Annotated in this window: 23 protein-coding genes and 1 riboswitch; of the genes, 15 read left to right on the top strand and 8 right to left on the bottom strand. The window is 59.6% G+C overall.

Annotated features, from left to right (window positions below):
* Positions 1 to 77: 77 nt before the first annotated feature.
* Entirely contained in the window at positions 78 to 416 is a 339-nt protein-coding gene (locus B5527_RS33360; protein ID WP_079605285.1) for a hypothetical protein, read from the bottom strand.
* Between the two features lie 424 nt (positions 417 to 840).
* On the bottom strand, positions 841 to 1,278 hold the full coding sequence (locus tag B5527_RS33355; RefSeq protein WP_154072655.1) for an EF-hand domain-containing protein: 438 nt from the start codon (positions 1,276 to 1,278) through the stop codon (positions 841 to 843).
* Between the two features lie 634 nt (positions 1,279 to 1,912).
* Between B5527_RS33355 and B5527_RS33350 the strand changes: the two genes are divergently transcribed.
* Positions 1,913 to 3,046 (top strand): ABC transporter substrate-binding protein, encoded by a 1,134-nt coding sequence (locus tag B5527_RS33350; protein WP_172842739.1) that lies wholly within the window; start codon positions 1,913 to 1,915, stop codon positions 3,044 to 3,046.
* Between the two features lie 30 nt (positions 3,047 to 3,076).
* Here the strand turns inward: B5527_RS33350 and B5527_RS33345 are convergent, their stop codons facing one another.
* Genes B5527_RS33345 through B5527_RS33330 form a run of 4 tightly spaced genes read right to left on the bottom strand, consistent with a single transcriptional unit; the run spans position 3,077 to position 7,442 of the window.
* On the bottom strand, positions 3,077 to 5,410 hold the full coding sequence (locus B5527_RS33345; protein WP_079605282.1) for a xanthine dehydrogenase family protein molybdopterin-binding subunit: 2,334 nt from the start codon (positions 5,408 to 5,410) through the stop codon (positions 3,077 to 3,079).
* A gap of 4 nt (positions 5,411 to 5,414) precedes the next feature.
* A complete protein-coding gene (locus tag B5527_RS33340; RefSeq protein ID WP_079607703.1) occupies positions 5,415 to 5,912 on the bottom strand; it encodes a (2Fe-2S)-binding protein in 498 nt (165 codons plus the stop codon).
* Between the two features lie 25 nt (positions 5,913 to 5,937).
* Positions 5,938 to 6,873 (bottom strand): FAD binding domain-containing protein, encoded by a 936-nt coding sequence (locus B5527_RS33335; RefSeq protein ID WP_079605281.1) that lies wholly within the window; start codon positions 6,871 to 6,873, stop codon positions 5,938 to 5,940.
* Positions 6,837 to 7,442: an SRPBCC family protein gene (locus tag B5527_RS33330; RefSeq protein WP_079605280.1), complete on the bottom strand. Its 606-nt coding sequence runs from the start codon at positions 7,440 to 7,442 to the stop codon at positions 6,837 to 6,839. The genes B5527_RS33335 and B5527_RS33330 overlap by 37 nt, the downstream gene beginning before the upstream one ends.
* A gap of 488 nt (positions 7,443 to 7,930) precedes the next feature.
* On the opposite strand from B5527_RS33330, the gene B5527_RS33320 reads away from it, so the two are divergent.
* From B5527_RS33320 to B5527_RS33270, 11 genes are all read left to right on the top strand, one after another.
* Positions 7,931 to 9,022, top strand: coding sequence for a M24 family metallopeptidase (locus B5527_RS33320; RefSeq protein ID WP_172842738.1), 1,092 nt, complete (start codon positions 7,931 to 7,933; stop codon positions 9,020 to 9,022).
* Position 9,023: 1 nt separating this feature from the next.
* On the top strand, positions 9,024 to 10,193 hold the full coding sequence (locus B5527_RS33315) for a mandelate racemase/muconate lactonizing enzyme family protein (RefSeq protein WP_079605277.1): 1,170 nt from the start codon (positions 9,024 to 9,026) through the stop codon (positions 10,191 to 10,193).
* On the top strand, positions 10,193 to 11,302 hold the full coding sequence (locus tag B5527_RS33310; RefSeq protein WP_079605276.1) for an NAD/NADP octopine/nopaline dehydrogenase family protein: 1,110 nt from the start codon (positions 10,193 to 10,195) through the stop codon (positions 11,300 to 11,302). Before B5527_RS33315 ends, B5527_RS33310 begins: the two co-directional genes overlap by 1 nt.
* Complete coding sequence (locus B5527_RS33305; protein WP_154072653.1) at positions 11,302 to 12,282, top strand: LLM class flavin-dependent oxidoreductase; 981 nt, start codon at positions 11,302 to 11,304, stop codon at positions 12,280 to 12,282. Before B5527_RS33310 ends, B5527_RS33305 begins: the two co-directional genes overlap by 1 nt.
* On the top strand, positions 12,227 to 13,426 hold the full coding sequence (locus B5527_RS33300; RefSeq protein WP_172842737.1) for an ABC transporter substrate-binding protein: 1,200 nt from the start codon (positions 12,227 to 12,229) through the stop codon (positions 13,424 to 13,426). The genes B5527_RS33305 and B5527_RS33300 overlap by 56 nt, the downstream gene beginning before the upstream one ends.
* A 105-nt stretch (positions 13,427 to 13,531) precedes the next feature.
* A complete protein-coding gene (locus B5527_RS33295; RefSeq protein ID WP_079607702.1) occupies positions 13,532 to 14,353 on the top strand; it encodes an ABC transporter ATP-binding protein in 822 nt (273 codons plus the stop codon).
* A gap of 44 nt (positions 14,354 to 14,397) precedes the next feature.
* Positions 14,398 to 15,132, top strand: coding sequence for an ABC transporter permease (locus B5527_RS33290; protein WP_197689235.1), 735 nt, complete (start codon positions 14,398 to 14,400; stop codon positions 15,130 to 15,132).
* A gap of 128 nt (positions 15,133 to 15,260) precedes the next feature.
* On the top strand, positions 15,261 to 15,770 hold the full coding sequence (locus B5527_RS33285) for an Lrp/AsnC family transcriptional regulator (RefSeq protein WP_154072652.1): 510 nt from the start codon (positions 15,261 to 15,263) through the stop codon (positions 15,768 to 15,770).
* Between the two features lie 2 nt (positions 15,771 to 15,772).
* A complete protein-coding gene (locus tag B5527_RS33280) occupies positions 15,773 to 16,381 on the top strand; it encodes a flavin reductase family protein (RefSeq protein WP_079605271.1) in 609 nt (202 codons plus the stop codon).
* A 190-nt stretch (positions 16,382 to 16,571) separates the two neighbouring features.
* Entirely contained in the window at positions 16,572 to 17,084 is a 513-nt protein-coding gene (gene msrA / locus B5527_RS33275) for a peptide-methionine (S)-S-oxide reductase MsrA (RefSeq protein WP_079605270.1), read from the top strand.
* 95 nt (positions 17,085 to 17,179) lie between these two features.
* Positions 17,180 to 18,703, top strand: coding sequence for an FAD-dependent oxidoreductase (locus B5527_RS33270; RefSeq protein WP_079605269.1), 1,524 nt, complete (start codon positions 17,180 to 17,182; stop codon positions 18,701 to 18,703).
* A 25-nt stretch (positions 18,704 to 18,728) separates the two neighbouring features.
* On the opposite strand, the gene B5527_RS33265 is transcribed toward B5527_RS33270, so the two are convergent.
* Positions 18,729 to 20,156, bottom strand: coding sequence for an MATE family efflux transporter (locus B5527_RS33265; RefSeq protein WP_079607701.1), 1,428 nt, complete (start codon positions 20,154 to 20,156; stop codon positions 18,729 to 18,731).
* Positions 20,157 to 20,385: 229 nt separating this feature from the next.
* Between B5527_RS33265 and B5527_RS33260 the strand changes: the two genes are divergently transcribed.
* The gene (locus B5527_RS33260) at positions 20,386 to 21,009 is read left to right on the top strand and encodes a TetR/AcrR family transcriptional regulator (RefSeq protein WP_079605268.1); all 624 of its coding nucleotides are present in this window, start codon (positions 20,386 to 20,388) and stop codon (positions 21,007 to 21,009) included.
* A 69-nt stretch (positions 21,010 to 21,078) separates the two neighbouring features.
* Here the strand turns inward: B5527_RS33260 and B5527_RS33255 are convergent, their stop codons facing one another.
* A complete protein-coding gene (locus B5527_RS33255) occupies positions 21,079 to 22,032 on the bottom strand; it encodes an alpha/beta hydrolase (RefSeq protein ID WP_079605267.1) in 954 nt (317 codons plus the stop codon).
* A gap of 97 nt (positions 22,033 to 22,129) precedes the next feature.
* Positions 22,130 to 22,336: riboswitch (cobalamin riboswitch) on the bottom strand.
* 235 nt (positions 22,337 to 22,571) lie between these two features.
* Between B5527_RS33255 and B5527_RS45545 the strand changes: the two genes are divergently transcribed.
* A complete protein-coding gene (locus B5527_RS45545) occupies positions 22,572 to 22,718 on the top strand; it encodes a hypothetical protein (RefSeq protein WP_172842736.1) in 147 nt (48 codons plus the stop codon).
* Between the two features lie 256 nt (positions 22,719 to 22,974).
* Positions 22,975 to 23,286 carry a YdhR family protein gene (locus B5527_RS33245; RefSeq protein WP_079605265.1) on the top strand — a complete coding sequence of 104 codons (312 nt, stop codon included), beginning with the start codon at positions 22,975 to 22,977 and terminating at the stop codon, positions 23,284 to 23,286.
* The last annotated feature ends 6 nt before the right edge of the window (positions 23,287 to 23,292 follow it).

Here is a 23,292-nt window from a genome sequence, read left to right as displayed (position 1 = left end):
CCATGCGTGGATACTAAGGTTGCCGGCAGCAAAGGCCGGCCAGATCCAACATGGGAAAAATCCAATCGGACGCCGGTTTACCAACCAACGAAGACGCAGAGCAGTGAAAGGGGCAAAACAGCCAAGCCGAGGTACAGCCAGGTCCGATATGCACCGGCATCCTTAGGCAAAATGAAGAGATTGGCCACGAACCAGACGCAGACCGCGAAACCCAATATCACCCGAACGAGGTCACCCGGCGTTTCGTACAGAGAAGAGAGGCGCTCGATCTGAGGACTGGCGACCCGCGCTGTTAACACCGTCAGAACAATGAGAAACAGTGTGCGAAAAACCAATCCCCCGATCCTGACATAGGCTGGAAGCTTGACCTCAGATTTACTCGGGGTGTCCGCTTGCAAGTCAGGGGTTGTGTGCATCGCGCAATCTCGCATCGGTTGCACAAAAACATATCGGTCATTACGCTGAAACCGCAAGGGCTCGTTTATTTTTTTATATAAAATTCGGTCGTTCGGGGATGTTCACGGCCGGCAATGATATCCGGGATTTCTTGCAGGCAGCGATGGCGAAAGACGACATAGCCCGGCCGCGAAACCCGGTCATCTTCCTGCAATCTTCCTGCAATCGCCGGTGAACAACAAGAAGCTGATCATTGCCGCAGTCGACGGTATCGCCATCGGTATCGGCACCACCATGGCGTTTTCATTGCGATTACCTCATTGCAAGCAAGAGGGCGCCGCGTTCCAGAGTTCTTGTTGCGCAAGAAGAAATGATTGCCGTTCGGCTCCGGCGTGCCCGTTGCAGCGCTGCGGTGTGAAAGTCTGTTTCCGGTGTATTACATTTTCAGTGAAACCTGTCCCGCGGCCGTTCCGCGGGTCCCTGCGGCCCCTTGGGGGTGGCCGCCGCTTTGATTTCATCCGCAGTGACGCGGCAGTCACCGTTCCGGTCGAACTGAAGGATGAACGCGCTCGGCTTCTCGACGAACTCCTTGCGCGTGATCTTGCCATCCTGGTTTTCGTCAAAATAACCGAAGTCCGCGTCTGCCAGTGTGGCATCGGCTTTTTGCACCGTTGTGAATTCGGACGGGCTGAGAATTCCGTCGCGGTTGCGATCGGCCAGCGTGAATATCCGGTCAAGAAAGCTCTTCCATTCGTCGCAGGTGTAGACGCCGTCGTGATTGCGGTCCCAGGTCGGCGGCCCGTTCTTGAGCATGCCGTCCTGCGCTGGCTGGGGAGTGGATTGGGCAAGAGCGAGAGACGCGCCGCTCAGAAGCAGCGCCACCGCAGCGCCGATGCCGGAAACAGATGTTCTGCGCGACAAATTGCTCTCCTGCTTTCAGGCTCCGCGGCCGGGGCGCACCTGGCGGATTGAGCCGGATCATGAGCAGAGGGGACCATAGAAAATCGATATGAGCTGGCAGCGAATTAAGTAGCCACAAAATAGCAATCCCGGAGGCGACACGCGCCGCTAGCGTGAGCGCAGGATGCATCGCGTCTGCGCCTGAATCGCAGGCGCACGTAAACGTCCTTCGCTGAAATAGACGGGCTGCCGCAGGTCACCATTTTCGGGGCCCCCTCCCAACCCGTTATTCCTGACCGGCCGATTGTGGCGCAAGGCGGACAATCGGCAAAACAGCGACGCGGGTTATAGTGCGGACCACACTCAGTCTGAGCGCGCGGCTGGATGCTGAAGCCGCACAGAGCGCGGCCATCGAAAAAGTGGAATGCAAAGCGGGCTGCGCCGCCTGCTGTTATCAGATGGTTTCATGTCCGCCATTTGAGATACGCTATTGACATTGTTGCCCGCAAACGGTCGCATGTTCGGGTCATGCCGGGGTCGCCAATTTCTACGAGAGGTTATTGCCCACTTCCCTCTGCGCATAGTCCGCGCCGGGTGCCTGTCGTATGGCGCCGAAATGATTGGCGACGCGTTCCGTCGATCCCTCAGTCCTGATGTTCCAAGGAAAAACAGTATGTCTTTGACTGGCGCGCTGCGATTGTTATCCGCCTTCATCTTCGTGTCTCTCTCGGGCATCGCGCATGCCGCCGCCACGGAAGTCACTCTGGGTGAGCCTGCTCGGACCACTCTCACATTCGGTCCCATCTTTGCCGCGATGGAGCTTGGTTACTTTGCTCAGGAAGGGATCGAGCTGAAAATCCTTGAGTTCCAGGGCACTTCGATCCTGCTGCCGCAGATCGCCAACAAGAGCGTGATGATCGGGTTCGTCAATGCTGACCCTCTGATCTTGTCGCGCCAGCCGGGCCGCGATTCAATACCGGTCAAGTTCTTCTATAACGGCGCCCGCGCCTCGATATGGGAGTTCGCTGTACCGGTCGGCAGCCCGGTCAAGTCGCTCGATGACCTTCGCAACAAGACGATCGGCGTCGGTGCGCTTGCGAACGGCAACGTGCCCATCATAAAGGCCATGCTTAAGGAGCGCGGTCTCGTCCTGGGCAAGGACTATTCGTTTATGGCGACTGGTGACGGTCCGCTGGCCTTTCGCGCGACGCTGAATGGCGACGTGGCGGCGTATAATGCCAACGACGTCTTTGTGGCGGCTTTCGCGCAGATGACGAAAATCCGGCGCCTTCAGGTGCCTGACAAATTTCGCAACCTGTTCTCCAACGGCTTCGTCACTCACGAGAGTACGATCAAGGAGAAACCCGAGCTTTTGGCCGGATTCGGGCGCGCGCTGACCAAGGGGGTATTGGTCTGCGAGGCCAATCCGGACTTCTGCGTACGCAATTTCTGGAAACTCAATCCTTCCCTCAAGCCGGTCGTCGATTCCGATGCGCAGTTACTGGCCAATGGCCGCCAAATGCTTGACGCGCGGATGGCAAAGTATCTTTCTTTTTCTCCCGGCGCGGCACGACGGTTTGGCGCCTTCGAAGAGCACGCCTGGCACGATTATGTCGACATTCTCTTTGAAGGGGAGGAGCTTTCCACCAAAGATATCGACGTATCGACGTTGTATACCAACGAACTGGTCGATCGTTTCAACGACTTTGACGTTGGCAAAATCCAGTCGTTTGCCAAAACCTTGAAGTAACCAGGTGGGCTCGCGGCCTGACGTGGGTCGTCAACGGCGGACTGCCAGCTCTGCGATGATGTCGATCGGCGATAGCGGCACTTTCGAGAAGCGCGCGCCAAAGGGGGAAAGGGCGTCCTCAATGGCGGAAATTATCGCCGCCGGCGTCGGTATCACGCCGGATTCTCCGACGCCTTTCACGCCCAATTCATTCAGCGGAGACACCGACGAGCGATGAATCATGTCCATCGGTGGCATTTCGGTCGCCGTCACAAGAAGGTATTCGCCGTAATTGGTCGTAATCGGCTGAGCCTCTTCGTCGAACCCCATCCATTCGAAAAGCGCATTGCCGATGCCGTGCGCAATGCCGCCTGCAATCTGGCCGTCCACAATCATTGGATTAATGACACGGCCACAATCGTGCACGAGGACAAATCGGGTTATATCGACGGCGCCGGTCTCGACATCAACTTCCACTTCCGCAACCGCGCTGCCGCTTGAAAAAGCCATATCGTCTATCACCACCTGTTCTGTACACTCGAGCCCGGGCGACAGGCCCCCCGGCAGCTGATAGCCGGGAGCCCCGGCGAGCTTTTTGGCGATAGCGCCCAGAGTAATCTTGTGGTCGGTCACACCTTTCAACAATACGGAGTTGCCGGTGATCTCGAGATCATCAGGAGCGATTTCCAGCATGGCGCCTGCTGCCGCCAATATTTTCTGACGAAGTTTTACGCCCGCCGCATGTGCCGACGAACCTGCGACGACGGCCTGCCGGCTGTTGAACCCTCCGAAACCAAGATGCGAGGTGCTGGTATCGCCGGTGGTGATGACAAGATTGGAGATATCGCCGCCGATCTGTTCCGCGACGATCTGTGCCAGCATCGTCTTCGTGCTTTGACCCATCGCGGTCGCGCCTGAGCTTACATAGACTTTGCTGTCCTGACCGACTCTGACCGTTACAGGTTCATAAGGACCTCGACCGGTGCTTTCGACGTAGTTTGCCAGTCCAATTCCGATATATCGTCCCTCCAGCCGGGCCGCCGCCTGACGGGCAGCAAATTTGTGCCATCCTGCACGCGCAAGGGCTTCCTGCTGCGCAGCGGGATAGTCACCACTATCGAGAATGACATTCGTCCCTCCGCGCAATTGCAGCTCCTTTCGGCACGGCATCTGGTCGGCGCGAACGAGATTTCGGCTCCTGACTTCGGCGCGATCAATGCCAAGCTCCTGTGCAACGCGATCCAGCAGGCGTTCCATGACGAACGCGGCCTGTGGTTGTCCTGCGCCGCGGACAGCCGCGCCCGGGACCTTGTTGGTAAGCACACAACGGACATCAAGGTCGTAAGCGGGAATGTTGTAAGGAAGCGGAACCGAGATCGCCGATCCATAGGCGACGTTGATGCCGCGTACGATATAGGCGCCCTGGTCATGAAGAAGCGTTCCCCGCACACCGAGGATATGCGCCTCGTCATCGAACGCGATTTCAACGTCCCAGTACTGGTCGCGCTCCTGAGCGGTGGAAATGAAATGCTCTCGACGATCTTCCGTCCACCGGATTGGCTTGCCCGTTAGAACGGCGCCGAGCGCGACAATCAGGTCCTCCGGATAGAATCCAGCCTTGGGTCCGAAGCCGCCGCCCATATCCGGTGCGATGACTCTGACCCGGTCCTGATCGCGGCCAAGAAGATCGCAAATGAATCGCTGGGCAGCGTGCGGAGATTGCGTGGAACTCCAGACCGTCAGCTGGTCCAGCATGGCATCATAGACGGCAACCGCGCCTCGACCTTCCAGCGAATGTGAGCCGCCGCGATGCTGCCAGAAGCTTTCGCGTATCGTTCGGGCCTCCGGGGAGAATGCCTTTTTGCAGTCGCCGTAGCCCGCGCGAAAGCCGGCAACAATATTGTGAGGAAAAATGCTGTGCGCTGTGGGAGCGCCGTCCATCGCGGCCTGGCGGCAATCGGAAGCGACCGGTAGCGGGTCGTATTCGATTGAGATCAGCTGCAAGGCATCCTCGGCAATATAGCGGTTCTCCGCCAGTACGACCGCGATGGCTTCTCCGACATACGCGACCTCGGATTCTGCCAGAATGGGACGCAGAGCCTCAAGTTTGAAACTCGAGCTGGCGAGAGCAAGCGCAAGCTTGTCTTCGGTCAGATGCGGTCTCAGATCCCGCATCGTGAGCACGGCGTGCACCCCGGCAAGCGCTTTCGCGGCGGTTACATCGATATCGAGGATGCGAGCGTGGGAAAAACTGCTGCGCAGGAATGCCGCTTCAAGGGCGCCGCCTGGCCTGATGTCATCGACAAAGCGTGCATTGCCGCGCAAAAGCGGCTCATCCTCCAACCGTCCGACACTTCGGCCAAATACCCTGCCCATATCCTGCATCGTGCTACGTTCCGGCTCTCATACGTGCCGCGCCATCAAGGGTCGCGGTTACAATGCTGTTGTAGCCCGTGCACCGGCAGAGATTTCCCGATATTGCTTCTGATACATCGGCTTTGGACGGCGTGGGGTTTTCTCTGAGAAGCTCGGTGAGAGTCGTCAGTATGCCCGGTGTGCAGAAGCCGCACTGGAGTGCGTGGTTATCGTGAAACGCCGCCTGCAGGGGAGGGAGTGGTTCGCCGGCCTTTGCGAGTCCTTCTATGGTGGTAACCTCGCGTTCGTGTACCTGCACAGCAAGTATCAGACATGATCGCATGGACCTGCCATCGACAAGAACGGTACATGCGCCGCACACGCCATGTTCGCATCCCAGATGCGTGCCCGTGAGCGCGAGTTGCCCGCGCAGGAAGTCAGCCAACGTGAACCGCACCTCGACTTCCGCCTCGTGGCGTATGCCATTAACCGTGACGCGGACGGAGCGTTTGTGATCGCCGGGGGGGCCCACGGTAAAACTCCTCTTTTTGATTTCGTTAATGCGCGGATTTAAGTCGGTCACGAGCCCTAACCAGGGCCCGTTGCGCGAGAATAGGAGCGAGATGCTGACGATATGAAGCGGGAACCAGCGCGTCGCTCAGGGCATCGATGCGCGAACAAGGAAGGCACGCCTGTTTCAGCACTTCGTCCTGAGGAAGGGCGCCGAGGAGAGATTGTTCAATTTCTTTGATCCTGAGCGGAATCGGAGTTGCGCCTCCAATCGTGAGCGAGACGCGCGAAATGCGCCCTTGCCCATCACAGCTCAGCAACGCTCCGGCTGAGACGATGGCGAAATCTCCGTGTCGCCGTGCGAACTCGACAAAGCCGGAGCCATGTTCGCCTGCCCAAACCGGAAAGGTGATTGCGGTTAGGATTTCGTTGGGCTCAAGAGATGTCGTCATGTAAGAGACGGCGAATTCGCTGAAAGCAACGCGGCGCGTTCCGGCGGGTCCCTGAATTGTGAGCTCGGCATCGAGCAATGCTGCGACAGCAACCAATTCGGCAGCCGGATCGAGATGAGCAAGTGAGCCGCCGATGGTTCCTCGGTTGCGGGTCTGACGGTGCCCGACGTGGCGCAGTGCTTCCGCGACAACAGGCAATCTGGTCCGGACGAGATCTGATTGCAGTATGTCCTGCTGGCGGGTCATCGCCCCGATCGTGATCGTGTCTGCCGATTGCGTGATGGACGACAGCTCGGTAATCCTACCCAGATCTATTAAATGGTCTGGCAAGACGAAGCGCATGTTGAGCATCGGCATGAGCGATTGACCGCCGGCCAGCACTTTCGCATTTTCCAGCTTCGACAATATGCTGACGGCGTCTTCCACAGTTCGCGGATCATGGTATCGAAACGACGGCGGCTTCATAAAAAATATCGCTTCCTGTCCGGTCGTATCTATTTTTGTTTCGCGGGCCCAAAGAGCGCGCGCCATAGACTCCTCAATATCAACGATAAGCCCGAAATCGGAGCTTGCCCGGCGTTTGAACCGGCGCCTTGATGCGCAGCGGGTGCCTCGGCAGGAATTGAGCTACCTTTCTCGTGCGTCTTCGACCTGTTGATCTCCGCCTGTAGATTTTTGGAAAATGAATTGGTGAGCTCCGCCGCAACGGCCTGAATAATGCCGATCCCGCGGCCATATTGAGCCACCGAGCCGGATAGAGTGAGATCGGTTTCCACGGATACGATGCTTCCGGCGGAAGAAGGCGCAAGGCCGAATGAAACGACGGCATTCGCGGCTCCGCGGCCCCTGGTATCACTGCCCTGGGCCTTGACGCGCGCGACGTATGCGACCGGATCGACCTGGTCGAATTGGGCCGTGCCCGAAAATATCAGCGCCACCGGCCCAATCTTGACTGAAACCTTGCCGTTATAGATTTTCGAATCGACAACGTCCGTTAGCGTCGCACCCGGTATGCACGGAGCAATTCTGGGAACGTCCAGCAAGACATCCCAGGCGTGGTCGGGCGGCAAAGGCACCTCGAACTCATTGCGTAGCTTCATTCCAGCGATCCCTTTGGCGCCTGAACCTAGTGCCTATGCCCGATATCGGATTTCAAATCCCGGTCGCGTGGCAGCATTTTGTGCTGTAGCCGGCACAGTATGCGGATAGGCCCTATTGGCCTGCGGCAGCTTCATGGAGCGATCATGGGGCGCCGCTGCTCGGTTCATGCAGGTTTGATGGAGAAGCGATTCCACGGCTGTACGGCGACCGTCGAACAATTTCATGCGGTGGGACCGTCCCTTGCCGGCATGGTTACGCTGAATTCCTCCCAAAATGAGCAACTAATGCCCGCGGCAATTGCAATGATCCTGCTGCCGTGCGCAAAAATGCGCGTTGGCCCCTGAAGGGCCGACGAGCTTGCGTATCGAAATAGGGAATAGCGCGCATGAATAGCTCAAGACCAGCCCGAACTGCGGAATCCAAAAGTAAAACGTCTCTCGTGGCCGAATCAGGCTTTGCCAATGCAGAACACGAGACATTGCGTTTATTGCGAGCGCGGGCCCGCGAGGCCGGATATGACGCGCTGGTCGCATTTTCTCAGGATAATGTGACTTATACGGCCGGCTTCCTGGTTCCCAGTCACGCCACGAACAGATTTCGCCGCACCATCACAGTAATAGCCGGAGACACTTTCGCCTGTGAGATTGTCGTCAGCGTCGAGGAAAAGCAGGCCATTGCACGATCGCGCTTTCGGGACATCCGCGCATACGATCAATTTTCCGAGAACCCGGCGGACGTCCTCGCAGATGCATTGATCGAAGCGGGCGCGGCTAAAGGCCAGATCGCCATCGAACTCGACTATATGCCGGCGATCGATTTTCTCCATCTCAAGAGACGCCTTCCCGATGCGACGTTTGTGGAATGCAAGGAACTTTATTTCCGGGCTCGGATGATCAAAACCGACGAAGAGGTCGGGATTATCCGCAAGGTCGGTCTCTTGACCGAGCAGGTCATGCACGAGGCAATCAAGGATATCCGGGTCGGCATGACCGAGATCGATGTCGCGCGGTTCCTGGTCGATCGCATGATCGCTGGTGGATCAACAAATTTCAAATACCGCGTAGGCTCCGGCGTGAACAGTTCGATTACGAATTGCGGAACCACGCACAAGAAGATCGAGGCGGGCGATATCATACGCATCGAGGTGCTTGGAGACCTGGACAATTATCGTTCGAATGTCACGCGCACGGCGGTCGTGGGAAAACCGACCGAAAGGCAGCGAAGTGTGCTGGCCAAGCTGATTCAAGCGCGCGAGATCTGCAAGACGATGTTGAAGCCGGGGACGCCGGTTTCGGAGCTGTACCGTGCATACGTCGCGGCTTGCCGCCAGAATGGCATTGAGCCCACGTTGAGGTTTCTCGGCCACGGCATCGGTCAGACCATCCACGAAGAGCCGTACATCACCGATACGCGCGATATAGTTCTTGAGCGCAACATCACGTTTACGATGGAGCCTCTGTATATGATGCCGGGTGAGATGGGTTTCCATGTCGAAGATATGTATGTCGTCACCGCGGACGGTTACGACACCATTACCGGAAACATTTCGAACAACGACGAACTGATCGAGGTCGGCTGAAGTGGCGGACGCGCTTAGTATCAAGTCGGTCGAGACCTTTGTCGTTTCTCTCCCGGCGCGCCGACCGCATCTCTGGGTCGGGCTGACAAGTCCCGCCGGACACGGGTATCTCGTTGTAAAGCTGGAGCTGACAAACGGCTCCATTGGCTGGGGCGAGGCACAGGCTATTCCAACCTGGGGCGGGGATGACGCCTCCCGATACGGCGAGACGCCCACAACGGCACGTCATCTCATTGAGGAGCATCTGGTCCCGGCGTTGCGGAATGTGGATTTGCGACAATTCGAGAATGTGCACGCCGCGATGAACCGCGTGGTGCGGGGACATCCCTACGCAAAGGCAGCCATTGATGTTGCCGTCATGGATGCCGTCGGACACAGTCTGAACGTTCCCGTGTACCAGTTGCTGGGCGGCCGCGTTCGCGATCGCATTGCGGTTGCGCACAGCATCGGCTTGATGGAGGTCGATGCCGCGATCGATGAAGCGGTGCGCGTCGTGGACGAAGGCGTGAAGACGCTCAAGGTGAAGATAGGGGTTGAAGTCGAGCGCGATGTGCGGATCGTGGCCGAGATCCGTCGCGCGATCGGCGACAAGCCCGATATCCGGGTCGATGCCAATCAAGGCTATCGAACCTGGCGCGAAGCCGTCACCGCGGTCAATCGGATGGCCGAGTCCCGGATCATTTATGCAGAGCAGCTCGTCAACGGAGTTGACGATCTGGCGGAGGTTTCGGCGCGCTGCGATGTTCCCATCATGGCCGATGAAAGCGTCTGGACCGAGCGCGACGTGATTCGTATCGCGCGAGCCAAAGCGGCGCAGTATCTGTCGGTGTATTACACCAAGCCGGGTGGTCTCTGGAAAGCGAAGCGCCTCCTGACCGTGGCCGGCGCGCACAACATGTTGTGTGACATAAACGGATCCGGCGAAATGGGAATCGGCAATGCCGCGAACCTTCATCTGGCTGCCGCAGCTCCCGAAATCATTCTCGCCGGCACGATCCCGATTACATCGACCGCCGAAATCGAGCGAACGAAGACTGCCGGACATAAATATCTCGACGACATTATTACAGAGCCTTTCGGATACGAAGACGGTCATCTGATCGTGCCGAACGGCCCCGGCCTGGGTATTGAAGTCGATACCGACAAGCTCAAGAAATACAGGGTGAACTGATGGCTGCCTCCGCGATCGAGCGTGTCGCAATCATCGGCGCCGGAAACGGTGGGTGTGCGGCCGCGGCTGACCTCGTCAAAAGCGGATTTGATGTTCGCCTCTATGGTCGCAGTCCCTCGACCATAGAGCCGCTTGTTGCTCGCGGTGGTGTCGAATATGAGGGGGTTTTGGGGGAGGGCTTTGCTCCCATAAGCGTCATCACCAATGATGCCAGCGAAGCGATGCGGGATGCTCACGCCGTGCTCGTTATGGGGCCGACGCACGCCCACGTCAGCATGGCGGAGACGGTTGCCCGGCATCTGAAGCCTGGCCAGATATTTTTCGCGGCGCCGGGACACACTCTGACATTGTTGCCGAACACGTTGCGCGATGGCGGCCACGAGAAGCCGGTGACGTGTGAATCGGCAACGTTGCCTTACATCTGCCGGAAGCTTACGCCGATCCGGGTGAAGATTTCACGCAAGGCTGCAAAGCTTAAATTTGCCGCGTTTCCGGCGACGCGCACGCGAGAGCTTGCTGAAAGACTCCTGCCGCTGTTTCCAGCGATCTCGCCGGTGGCCTCGCTACTCGACACAGTCTTTCCTTACACCAACGCCATCCACCATCCGCCGGCGCTGCTTTGCAATATTGGGCGAGTCGAAGCGACGGGCGGAGATTACTGCCATTATTACGAAGGCATTACACCTTCGGTGGGCCGAATTATCGATGCCCTCGATGCCGAGCGCGTTGCGATTGCATCGGCATTCGGTTGCGTTGTCGACAAGCTGTCGGATTACTTCTTTCAGATCGGTTATACGAACGAAGAGGGCCGCGACGGCGGCAATGCATATTCGGTCTTCCACAACAGCGAGCCCAATCGCTGGATCAAAGCGCCACCTTCGATTGATTACCGTTTTTTCAACGAAGACATTCCATTCGGACTCGTGCCGTTGACGGAGCTTGCAAGGCTTGCGGGCGTTCAAACACCCGCCAGCGACGCGGTTATTTTGTTGGCCTCCATTGCGACAGGCAAATCATATCGCGACGGCGGGCTGACCAGCGCGCGCATGCGAATCGATGGCATGGATATTGCTGCCGTTAAGACGTTGCTAGAACATGGATACGAGTGATGATTCCATTTGGTGTAAGCTTCGACGGATTTACCCCGATAGCGGAATCGGTCGCGACGGCGAAGCTGGCCGAGGACGCCGGCGCCCGTTCATTTTGGGTCGCCGAGCACCTCGGCTTTCGCGAATCATTCGTAACCTCTCTTGCGATCGCGCAGGCGACCAGGCAGGCGCGTATCTTTCCGACCTCCGTCAGCCCCTATTTGAGACATCCTTTGCCCACCGCAATGGCACTTGCGAGCCTCGCTGAATTCCTTCCCGGAAGATTTGGGATTGCGGTCGGAGTTGGAAATCCGATGTTTCTCAGGGAATCCGGATTAACAGTCGAAAAACCCATCAAGGCAGTGCGTGATTACGTGGGCGCGATGCGCGCGCTGTTGACGACCAATCCGGTTGCAATGGAAGGCGCAACCTTTACGCTGAACAACGCGCGGCTCGCGTTCCGTCCGGATGAACTGCCGCCGATTTATCTCGCGCCGATGGGACCGCAGATGCTGCGTCTTTCCGGTGCGATTGCGGACGGGCTCGTTCTCTCCGCGGGCTTGACGACAGCCTATGTAGCGCAATCGTTGGCGCTGGCCGCAGGCTCCGCCCGCGAACGCTGCATCGACCCGGCGCAACTGCGCAAAACGTCCTACATTTATTTTTGCGCTGGCGGCGATGCACAGGATCGCAAGGATAAGCTTCGCCAGAAGCTGGCGTTTCTTTTTAGAAATCAGAACATCGCCGATAACATCCGTTCAAGCGGTCTGGATATTGACCAGGAAGCGATCATGGCGGCGATCGCGCAGCGTGATCAGGCCAAGGCGGCCTCGCACGTTCCTGATGCGGCAATCGAGGTCTTTACAGTGTCAGGTGACGCCGCCGAATGCCGGAAGCGATTGCGGGAATATCTCGATGCGGGCCTGGACGAGCTGGTGCTGTCGCTTGTCGGCACAGCCGAGGATCGGATGCGCAGTCTCAGCATCATCAAGGATTGTTAAGAGAAGACGTCGGAATCCCCCGCCTGGCCCAGAAACTACGGAGATCGAAATGCGGTTTGTGAGTTGTTATGGACGGCTGGTGAAGATTCTGGCGCTGGTATTGGCGGTCTTTGGTTCGGGCTTCCTGACCGAGGCGCGAGCTGAATTGGTCAAGCTCGGACAGGCCACCGGCACAAGTCTGACCTTCGGGCCGATCTATGCGGCGATTGAGCTTGGGTATTTCAAAGAGGAAGACATCAAACTGGAAATTCTGGAATTCCAGGGCGCGTCGGTGTTGTTGCCGCAAGTAGCAAATGGATCCGTCACGATCGGCTTTCCGGGCCCGGATCCCCTGATTATTTCGAACCAGCCGGGCCGCGATCCAATTCCGGTCAAGTTCTTTTACGACGGCGCGCGTGAATCCATATGGGAATTTCTCGTGCCGGCGGACAGTCCGCTGAAGGCGCTGTCCGACCTGAAAGGCAAAGTCATCGGTGTAGGTGCCCTGGCGAACGCGAACGTGCCCATCACGCGCGCCATGCTGAAGGAGATCGGCCTTGAGCCGACACGGGACTATTCGTTTCTGGCTATCGGTGTCGGGGCGCAAGCCTTCCGTGCAACGGAAAACAAGCAGGTCGATACCTATAACACATTCGACACAAATATTGCCGCCTTCGAAAATACCGGCGCGGAGCTGCGAAGGCTTCCTCAGGAGCAAAAATACAAGGATCTTTTCTCGAACGGATTCGCGGCGAGCGACGAATTGATCAAGAACAATCCGAAGATGCTGGCAGGCTTTGGCCGCGCGCTGACAAAAGGAATCATTGCCTGCGAGACCAATCCGGACTTCTGCGTCTGGAATTTTTACCACTACTGCCCCACGCTGAAGCCGGCCGGCGCGACGGAATCGGAGGTGCTGGAGAAGGGCAGGCATATCCTGGCTTCCCGCATGGGAAAGTATCTGGCGTTTCCGGCTGGCCGGCCAAGGCGCTTTGGCGAATACCCCGAGAGTTCATGGAAGAACTTTGTCAAAGCTCTCTACCTGGGTGGCGAACTGTCCTCCCCTGACATCGACGTTTCGAAACTTTACACAAACGAATTCGTGGATCAGTTCAATAAATTTGACATCGGCGCAGTTCAGAGGGATGCCGAATCCCGCAAGTAGTGTGGCTGAGGGGCGCTGGCCTTGTTTTGGCCAGCAGGTGACTAGCGGTTTTGCAATGAAAGCGCAGCGCCGGGAAACAGCGAAGTGGTTGCGATGGGACCGACAATGAACAAAGGGTACGCCAAGTTGCTTGATGTGTCGTCTCCCCACAATGCCGAAGAGGTGCTGACCGCCGAGGCATTGTCGGTAACATATCGTTCCAGCCGGGGGCTGCATAAGGCTGTCGACGATCTTTCGCTGACGATTCGTGACGGCGAGTTTGTCTCGATTGTCGGTCCGTCGGGCTGCGGAAAATCAACCTTCCTCAACGTGGTCGCGGGACTGTTGCATGCGAGCGGCGGCCGGGTGGCTATCCGTGGCCACGCGATCGACGGCCCTCGTGCTGATGTTGGCATCGTGTTTCAGCGTCCGACCTTGCTGCCGTGGTCAACTGTTCTGGAAAACATATTGATCCCGATCCAGGCGCTGCGACTGAACAAGGCTTCTTATATGGAGCGTGCCCTTCAGTTGCTTGACCTGGTGGGCCTGCGGGCGTTTGCCAAGCATTATCCGGATGAATTGTCGGGCGGTATGCAGCAGCGCGTCGGCATCGCCCGCGCTCTCATTCACGATCCCGGGCTTCTACTTATGGACGAACCCTTCGCGGCTCTGGATGCGATGACGCGCGAACGGATGTCCGTCGAGCTTCAGGATATCTGGAATACAAGCCGGAAGACCGTGCTTTTCATCACGCATAGTATTCCGGAGGCTGTGTTTCTGTCGGACAGAGTACTTGTGATGTCGTCGTCGCCGGGTCGAATTATCCATGAAGTGATTATCGATTTGCCGCGCCCCAGATCGATAGACGTAATGTCCACCGCCGCATTTGGCGGCTTATGCGGGGAAATTCGCAAGATGTTTACCGAGCAACTGGGTCAGCGAAAATGAGTGAGCGTACCACCGTCATCGTCTACCCGTTGATAAGCCTCGTCGTGTTGATCGCGGCGTGGCAACTGTCGATCGATCTGTTTGCTGTCCCGGATTACATTCTGCCGCGTCCGCTCAGCGTCCTTGGCTATCTGAAGAGCGGATATATTGACGGGGATTTCTGGCCGCACTTCGCTTTCACGATTCGATCCACGTTAACCGGTTATGTGATAGGCTGTACGGCAGCAATCATAGTTGGCGCGCTGCTCGCGGAGTCTCGAACGTTCGAGAAATTCGTTTATCCCTATATCATCGCCTTGCAATCGATGCCCAAGGTCGCCTTGGCTCCCCTGATCCTGGTCTGGTTCGGATATGGATTGGCATCGAAAATCGTGATGGTTGCTCTGATGTGCTTCTTCCCGCTGTTCGTTAACACCGTGGTGGGCATCAGGCAGGCGGATCCCGCGTTGCTGAATATGATGAAGGCATTTTCAGCGCCGAAATGGCTGATATTCTTCAAAGTGAAGCTGTTCTCCGCCGCGAGTCACATATTTGCAGGGCTTCAGATCTCGATCGTGCTTAGCCTGATAGGTGCGGTTGTCGCGGAGTTTGTCGCCTCGACCAAGGGAATCGGGTGGCTGATCCAGGCCTCTCTGGCCAACTTCAATACAGCGCAGATGTTTGCGGCGTTATTCAGTCTGGTCTTTATCGGGCTGGTCGGTACAAGGATCGTTCAATTCGCGCATAACCGCCTGGTCTTCTGGGATCGGGCCAAACCCGGTGTGACGGCCATTGAATAGTGTCGGTGACAAAGCGTGGTGCGCGCAAGCAACGCTGCGCGGTCGCGGCCCGGCTCTCATGGCTGGCGGGGTTGTACAATCGCCGGAGCCGTGGTTGGCTTTGATTTCGTTCACCACGGTGGGGGCTGTTGCGCGCCGCCGAGAGATGTTCAAGCATGACGACCCTAGACGCTATTGACCTAAGAATCCTGACCGTGATGCAGTCGCAGGGAAATCTCTCGAACCTCAAAATCGCGGAATATGTCGGCCTTTCGCCCAGTCCATGCCTCCAACGCGTCAACCGTTTGCGAAAGGCGGGATACATCCGCGGTGTTACGGCAATTCTCAACATCGCAAAAATATTCCCGTCCATTGTCGTCTTTGCAAAAATAAATCTCGCCGAGCAGACCGTCCGCCAATTCACCATTTTCGAGACCGCCATCCAGAATATTCCCGAAGTTCTGGAATGCAGTTTGATGAGCGGCGAGTTCAACTATTTCCTGAAAGTCATAGCCCGCGATCTGGAGCATTTTAACGAGCTGACGCAAACGATGATGGAGATGGGAATCGGGATCAAGTCATTTTCATTCTTTGTCGAGATTCGAAATGTGAAGCGCACGCCGGTCGTTCCGATCGATTCGTTGTATCAGGGCAAGTAATTATGCTGGTTCCCGCCGAAACCCTGACCGCCGACGAAGCATACAGAGTGCTCACGGGATGTGTCGTCCCAAGGCCAATCGCCTGGGTCACGAGTCTGTCCGAAAAGGGCATCGTCAACGTAGCGCCCTTTAGCGCCTTCACGTTCGTGTCGAACAAGCCTCCGATGGTGGGCGTGAGCATCGGACGTAAAGCAGGCGTCCTGAAGGATACGGCGCGAAACATCCTCTGGAGTCGCGAGTTCGTTGTAAATATCGGGAATCTCGATCTTCTCGATCAATTGCATCTGAGCGCGCAGGAATTCCCAAAGGAAATAAGCGAAGCGGAAGAGTTGAAGATTGATGTGGCAGGAAGCGAGAGAGTAAAATCACCGCGCATTGCAGCGGCTCCGATTTCGCTGGAATGCAGGCTGCACAACGTATTCGAATTTGGCGATATGAAGAGCTGCTTCTTTGTTGGCGAAGTGGTGATGTTTCACATCCGCGACGGATTGATGAAAAACGGCAAGATTGAAACGCGGGATCTCCGTCCGATCTGCCGTCTGGGCGGTCCGAACTATGCCGAGCTCGGCGATATCATTACGAAGCGGGCAATCCGTGTGACGCCGAAATGACGGATTTTCCGATCCACGGACGCCGCTGACGGAGGCCGTCCAGAGGCCGAACTCGGCCGTTCCGCCGCGAATTGACTACCTTGGCCGGCTGCCTCACTCTTGCGGTAGGCTGTATCGTGCCCAACTAGCAACGGGTGCGCGGCGAGCGGTCTGCCGGTCGGCGGCCCGCGATTGCGAAGGGAGCATCGAGATGACTGACAAGAGCGAACGGGCCGTACTGGCGGGCGGCTGCTTCTGGGGCGTGCAGGATCTGATCCGCCGCCAGCGCGGCGTGCTCTCCACCCGCGTCGGCTACACCGGCGGCGAGGTGCGCAACGCCACCTACCGCAACCATGGCACCCACGCCGAGGCGGTCGAGATCATCTTCGATCCCCGGGTGACGAGTTTCCGCGACATCCTGGAGTTTTTCTTCCAGATCCACGATCCCAGCACGCGCAACCGGCAAGGCAACGACGTCGGCACCAGCTACCGCTCGGCGATCTTCTACACCAGCGACGAACAGAAGCGCATCGCGGAGGATACCATCGCCGACATCGATGCCTCGGGCATCTGGCCCGGCAAGGCGACCACGGAAGTGGTCCTGGCTGGAGACTTCTGGGAGGCCGAACCCGAGCACCAGGATTATCTCGAACGGATTCCCAACGGCTACACCTGCCACTTCGTGCGGCCGAACTGGAAACTGCCGCGACGCAAGGCCGGCTGAAGTTCTGCTCATCGGCGCCGGCATTTGTTGCCCTTTCGCGGGAACTCCGCGGCGGGGATTTCGATTGCTGGAGCCAGAGAGCTGGAGCTTGAGCCATGGCCGATGAAAAAACCCCGCCTGCCGGTCCGGACCTGACGCAGGGCGTCGCGTTGTCCGACTTCACCGGCGAGACCCTGCTTGGCCATGTCGGCGATGAAGACGTGCTGCTGGTGCGCGCGGGCCCGGATATTTTCGCCATCGACGCGCATTGCAGCCACTATCACGGGCCGCTGGCGGAAGGGCTCGTGGTGGGCGAGAGCGTCCGCTGCCCCTGGCACCATGCCTGCTTCGATCTGCGCAGCGGCGAGGCGGCACGAGCACCGGCGCTGAATCCGCTTCAAGTCTGGCAGGTTGCGCGAACGGGCGACCGCATCTTCGTCAAACAAAAACGCGAGCAGCCGAAGCCGCGCATCACCGGACCGATCGATACCCCCGACAGGATCGTGATCATCGGCGGCGGCGCGGCGGGCTTTGCGGCGGCGGAGATGCTGCGGCGGCAGGACTATCGCGGCAGCATCGTGATGCTGAGCAACGATGCGGCGGCGCCGGTGGATCGGCCGAATCTGTCGAAGGATTATTTGGCGGGCAGCGCGCCGGAGGACTGGCTGCCGCTGCGTCCCGACGATTATTACGCCAATGCCGCGATCGACCTGCGGCTCAACACCGAAGTGGCGTCGATCGATACGGCCGCGCGCAGCGTCGTGCTATCGGGCGGTGCGGCCGTTCCCTATGACCGCCTGCTGCTGGCGACCGGCGCCGAGCCGGTGCGGCTGCCGATCCCCGGCGCCGGCCAGCCGCATGTCCATGTGCTGCGCTCGCTCGCCGATTGCCGCGCCATCATCGAAGCTGCAAAAGGCGCGCGCCGCGCGATCGTGATCGGCGGGAGTTTTATTGGGCTGGAAGTCGCCGCGGCGCTGCGGGCGCGCGAGATCGAGGTCCATGTGGTTTGCCTCGAGCAACGGCCGATGGAGCGCGTGCTGGGACCCGCGATGGGCGACTTCGTCCGCGCCCTGCACGAGCAGCACGGCGTGGTTTTCCATCTCGGAGATACCGTGACAGCGATCGACGGCCAGCGCGCCGCGCTCAAAAGCGGGGTCGTGCTGGAGGCCGACCTAGTCGTGGTCGGCGTCGGGGTGCGGCCGCGGCTGGCATTGGCCGAGCAGGCCGGCCTCGCGCTCGACCGCGGCATCAGCGTGAACGCCTGTCTCGAAACCAGCGTCGCCGACATCTATGCCGCGGGCGATATCGCGCGCTGGCCCGATCCGCATTCGAAGGACAACATTCGCGTCGAGCACTGGGTGGTGGCCGAACGCCAGGGCCAGACCGCCGCCCGCAACATGCTGGGGCAGCGCGAGCCGTTCGACGCCGTGCCGTTCTTCTGGAGCCAGCATTACGACGTGCCGATCAATTATGTCGGACACGCCGAGGCATGGGACGAGATCGCCATCGACGGCGACATCGCGGCGAAGGATTGCCTGCTGCGCTACAAGAGCAAGGGCCGCGTCCTCGCCGTCGCCTCGATCTACCGCGATCTCGAAAACCTGAAGGCCGAACTGGAGATGGAGCGGGCGACGTCCTGAACGCGGGCGCTCCATTACGCGCCGGCTACGGGATGTCGACGCGCCAGACCGACCTGGAACCCATGGCGATCAGGCAGATCAGCGCGTAGGACACCAGCGAGGCGCACACCATCGCCGCCAGCGAGGCCATGCCGCCGCCGAAATAGCGCACCGCGATCCAGCCGCCGCCGGCGGCAATCACCAGCCGCGAGGCCGCCCCGACAAAGGGCCACAGTACATGCCCGGCGCCTTGCGCGGCAAACGCAATGACAAAACCGAATCCCAGGGCGCCATAGGACGGCGCAACGATCCGCAGATAGGTCGCACCGTTGCGCAGCACCTCGGCGTCGTGGCTGAACAGGTGCAGCCACAGCATCGGGAAAATCGCGACCACCACGCCGATCGCTCCGGCGGCGCCGGCGCCGACCAGGCTCGAGGCCCAGGCGATTCGTTTGGCGCGCGCGACTTGACCGGCGCCCATGTTGACGCCGACCATGGTCAGAACCGCGGTGCAGAGGCCGAACAGGATCGGAATCATGATGTAGTCGAGGCGCGAGCCGATGCCGTAGGCCGCCAGCGCGGTGGTGCCGAACAGGCCGACCGCACCGGTCACCAGGATCACGGTCAGATTAGTGAGGGTGGTGGAGAGCGCCGTCGGCAGGCCGACCTTCAGGATATCCTTGAACAGCCGGCCCTGCAGCGGCGTGAGCCGCAGCGTCAGGCCGGAGCGTCCCGTCGTCATGTAGCGCAGCAGCACCAGCATGGCGGCGCCATAATAGAGGCCGAACGCAATGCCGGCGCCGGCGATGCCAAGCCTCGGAACCGGTCCAAACCCGAAAATCAGCAGCGGCGAGCACGGGATCAGCACCATCGCGCCGACCAGCGTCACCGTCGCCGGAACCCGGACGTTACCCGAGCCGCGCAACGCCGCGGCCAGGAAATTGACGATCCAGACCGGGATCGCGCCGGCGAACAGATAGTTGGAATATTTCAACGCCGCATCGAGCGCCCCGCTGTGGCCGCCAAGCGCGCGGTACAGCGCCGGGCCGCCCCAGCCCGTGCCGACGGTAAAGAGTGCGCCGACGATCACCGCGATGACCATCGCATGCAGCACCAGGGCATCCGCGTCGTCCTTGTGACCGGCGCCGGTCGCCCGCGCCACCGCCGAGGCGACGCCGCTGCCGAGGCCGCCGTTCGACATCATCGTCATCAGCATGAAGACCGGAAAGACCAACGCGACGCCGGCCAGCGCATCGGTTCCGAGATAGCCGACATAATAGGCCTCGGCGACGCTCACCGCGGTCTGGGCCAGCAGCACGGTCATGGTCGGGAGCGCCAGCTTGAGCAGCGTCGGCAGAATCGGTCCGGTCAGGATGGTGGCGCGGGTCTGCATCGCCTTGGTGGGCGCCGGTGCATTGGGCGGGGCCGGAGCTTCCCCCGTCGCCGTTTTGCCGATGGCGTTTCCGCCTGTCATCGCCGGAGCGAACTCCAGTTCGTCGGCATACGCTCCGTCGATCGGTACGGGCTTGTGCAGGCTCATGGTTGGTATCCTTGCCGACCGGCGGGCCCTTGCAGGCGCGGTCTTTACGTGAGATTATGACCGTAATATACTATTATGATCGTAATGCAATAGAGCGGAGGATGGCCGGCCCGGGAAACCCCGGCAGCCGCTCGCGGGCTCGCAACGCGTGAGGAAACAGTGGATGCGCTACGACAAGGGACACAAGGATGCGACCCGCCAGCGCATCATCGACGTGGCGTCCCGGCAGTTTCGGGAGCAGGGCGTCGCCGCGGTCGGGCTGGCCGGCATCATGGCCGACGCCGGCCTGACCAATGGCGCGTTCTACGCCCATTTCGACTCCAAGGAGGATCTCGTCCGGGAGGTGCTTTCCCACGCCGGCTTCCGCAATAAATTGAAGGCCGCCGAAAGCGGCGCTGGACTGCAAAGCGCCATCCGCGGCTATTTGTCGGCGAGCCACCGCGACAATCCCGGCGGGGGCTGCCCGACCTCGGCGCTGGTCGCCGAAATCGCGCGCCATCCCAGGGCGACGCGGGATGCGTTCACGAACAAGGTCGCGGACGTCGTCGAACTGATCGCGGGGCTGCTGCCGCCGGGAAGCGAAGCCGAGCAGCGGGGCAAGGCGATCGCAATTTACGGATTGATGGTGGGAACGCTGCAGCTTGCTCGTGCCGTCAACGACAGGAAGTTATCCAGCGAGATCCTGGAAAGCGGCGCCGATCAGGCGGTTGCCCTTGTCGGTCAGGGCAGCGATGCGCGGGGAGGGGCCGGGGAAGCGGCGCCCGACACATCACCATCAACACGCTGAGGTTCTTCGAACTCGATCAAGCCGGCGCCGGCCGATGACGACGCCAGTCGGCATCGCCTTTTCGGTGTGTCACGGCATGCCCCTGGCTTCGATTTCACGGATCAGTTCCAGCGTTGGTTCGGCAAGGCTTCCCCCGGACGCATCCGGAGCGAACAGCGAAGCCAGGCTCTCACGTTCCTTGAGCACCGTCGTGTGCGGGCAGTGAGCGGAGGCATTGCACAACAGCTGTTTGAGCTTTTCGCCCTGAGCGATCAGGCGCGGAGCGTCGGCAGCCGACCAGGCGAGCAACAGTGGCGTTTCGACGTTCAGAATACCCGGCAATGCCGATCGCTCGTCGTATTTGCTGGCATCGGCACCGAAGTAGGATCTTTCGGGCGCGCTGGCATCCGGGCCCGGGCGGTAAATGCCCGACACCAGCACCGCTCCGGCGACACTGGAATCGTTTGCCTGCAATTCCGGGTGACCGAGGAAACTTGCCACGTGAAACGCGCCGACGACGTAGCCGACAGCCACGATCTCGTCGCGGCTTCCGCCGAACAGATCGATGTTCTGGTGGACCCACGAGGTTGCCGCCGCGACGTCCCTGGCGCCGGCAGGCCACGGGTTGGCGGGAGCCAGCCGGTAATTCACTTTCACCCCGACCATTCCGTGGCGCGCGGCAAAGCACATCGCCTCGTCCTCGATCATGGCCGCGTCCGGAGCAGCTCCGCTATCGTCGGTGAAACTTTCTCCGGCGACGAACAGGAGCACCGGCCGCGGTGAGGTGTCCCTGGAATCGCCGGTTGCGACATCCAGCACGTTCTGGTCGCTCTCGCCGTATTTCAGGTTGCGGGAAAACGAAACGCTCGCGCATGGCTTCGATTCATCCGTGGCGGCGTCAGGCGAGGGCGTATCGGAATCGTTGAGGTCGAGTCCGACCTTCACCACGTCGGCCGCGGTGAACGGCAGCCCGGACTCCGATCCGCGAACCGATGAACCCGTCAGTGTCGTCAGCAACAGACCAAGTACGAGGTATTTTGTCATTACCGAGCACGCATGAATGCACCGTCAGGGATCGAGCATCGATCCGCATTTTGGGCGATTTTAACGGCATCGCCGCCCGAATAACAGCACACCGCGGACGTTTTTCGGTGTCGCGGAAGGTCTCCTGGCTCGCCGGTCGCCGCTGCTTTCCGGTCTTCCCAATGCCAGGGCATCAGTGGCGTCAAATCGGGACCAACTCGCTGCGTACAGTTACCAGGGCAGCGCCGGAATGGCTGCGCGGACGCAGCCCACCGGCTTCCCGCTTAGCCACCAAATCTTGCGATCCGGCGGAGTGACCTCAATATGTGGTGATATTCGGCGGGGCGTGTCGATGGGCCCTCGGAGGCCATACTCGAGAATCCGGGATTGTTGCCGCGTTCAGTTCAGACGGCCATGCGCCCCTCAGGTCCGGGACCCTCATGGTGAGGAGCACGGCAGCGCCGTGCGACAGGCGGATGATTTGACCCGGACGCGTCGGTGTGGATGGAACCGGCGGCGGGGGGAGCGATTGTCTTGCTGAATTATATCAGGAGGCGATCATGTCCGATCATTGGCCGGCTTCGACCGAGAGAGTCGATGTCATGCACGGCAGCAGCGAGGATACGGCAGCCTATGCGGCGGGCTGGACCGTCAGCGGCCTGGCGACGCTGGCGACGATCCTCGCGGTCTGGGTGTTTGCCATTTAAAGAAGCCTTCCGCCCACAGTCGGAATCGACCGACGGCGAGCGTCGTCGGTCCCGACGCGCAGACCCTTGCTCCCTCCGGCGTCACGGCGGTTCTCGTCGCGATCGATCTGGTCCGAATACATCGAGGCCACGGATCCCCTCGACATTCTTCTTTCCATCAAATTGACTATCATGGTCTCTACCGCCGGCGTCGGCGCGCACGCTATCGAGCAGTGCCGCGGCCTGATTTCAACCATGAGCAAAGCGAACAACGTCGATGATTACTGCCATTGTTCTCTACGATCTGCCGAAATCGATCGGGCTCGAGGAATGCCGCGAACATTTCACCAAAATCGCGCCCGATTTCCTGAAAGCCCCCGGCTTCCTTCGCAAGCAGTTCATCTGCCGGAAAGAGGGCGACATCGCCGGCGGCGTCTACATGTGGGAAAGCCAGGCCGCCGCTGAAGCGTTCTACTCCGGCCCCTGGCGCGAAGGCATCCGCGCGCGTTATGGCAACGATCCCAGGATCCAGTATTTCGAAACCGTCGCGCTCACCGACAAGGCCACCGGCCAGGCCGGCGCGATCTGAGTCTCA

This window comes from Bradyrhizobium erythrophlei, from assembly GCF_900129425.1.
Lineage (GTDB): Bacteria > Pseudomonadota > Alphaproteobacteria > Rhizobiales > Xanthobacteraceae > Bradyrhizobium > Bradyrhizobium erythrophlei_C.
The sequence above is the reverse complement of the archived record's forward strand: the minus strand, read 5'-3'. Positions and strand labels throughout refer to the sequence as shown.

Coding starts and splice junctions, on each gene's coding strand:
- B5527_RS33360 (WP_079605285.1), bottom strand. CDS start 416: ATGCACACAACCCCTGACTTGCAAGCGGACACCCCGAGTAAATCTGAG.
- B5527_RS33350 (WP_172842739.1), top strand. CDS start 1,913: ATGATTGGCGACGCGTTCCGTCGATCCCTCAGTCCTGATGTTCCAAGG.
- B5527_RS33345 (WP_079605282.1), bottom strand. CDS start 5,410: ATGCAGGATATGGGCAGGGTATTTGGCCGAAGTGTCGGACGGTTGGAG.
- B5527_RS33335 (WP_079605281.1), bottom strand. CDS start 6,873: ATGGCGCGCGCTCTTTGGGCCCGCGAAACAAAAATAGATACGACCGGA.
- B5527_RS33330 (WP_079605280.1), bottom strand. CDS start 7,442: ATGAAGCTACGCAATGAGTTCGAGGTGCCTTTGCCGCCCGACCACGCC.
- B5527_RS33310 (WP_079605276.1), top strand. CDS start 10,193: ATGGCTGCCTCCGCGATCGAGCGTGTCGCAATCATCGGCGCCGGAAAC.
- B5527_RS33305 (WP_154072653.1), top strand. CDS start 11,302: ATGATTCCATTTGGTGTAAGCTTCGACGGATTTACCCCGATAGCGGAA.
- B5527_RS33295 (WP_079607702.1), top strand. CDS start 13,532: ATGAACAAAGGGTACGCCAAGTTGCTTGATGTGTCGTCTCCCCACAAT.
- B5527_RS33280 (WP_079605271.1), top strand. CDS start 15,773: ATGCTGGTTCCCGCCGAAACCCTGACCGCCGACGAAGCATACAGAGTG.
- msrA (WP_079605270.1), top strand. CDS start 16,572: ATGACTGACAAGAGCGAACGGGCCGTACTGGCGGGCGGCTGCTTCTGG.
- B5527_RS33270 (WP_079605269.1), top strand. CDS start 17,180: ATGGCCGATGAAAAAACCCCGCCTGCCGGTCCGGACCTGACGCAGGGC.
- B5527_RS33265 (WP_079607701.1), bottom strand. CDS start 20,156: ATGACAGGCGGAAACGCCATCGGCAAAACGGCGACGGGGGAAGCTCCG.
- B5527_RS33260 (WP_079605268.1), top strand. CDS start 20,386: ATGCGCTACGACAAGGGACACAAGGATGCGACCCGCCAGCGCATCATC.
- B5527_RS33255 (WP_079605267.1), bottom strand. CDS start 22,032: ATGACAAAATACCTCGTACTTGGTCTGTTGCTGACGACACTGACGGGT.
- B5527_RS45545 (WP_172842736.1), top strand. CDS start 22,572: ATGTCCGATCATTGGCCGGCTTCGACCGAGAGAGTCGATGTCATGCAC.
- B5527_RS33245 (WP_079605265.1), top strand. CDS start 22,975: ATGATTACTGCCATTGTTCTCTACGATCTGCCGAAATCGATCGGGCTC.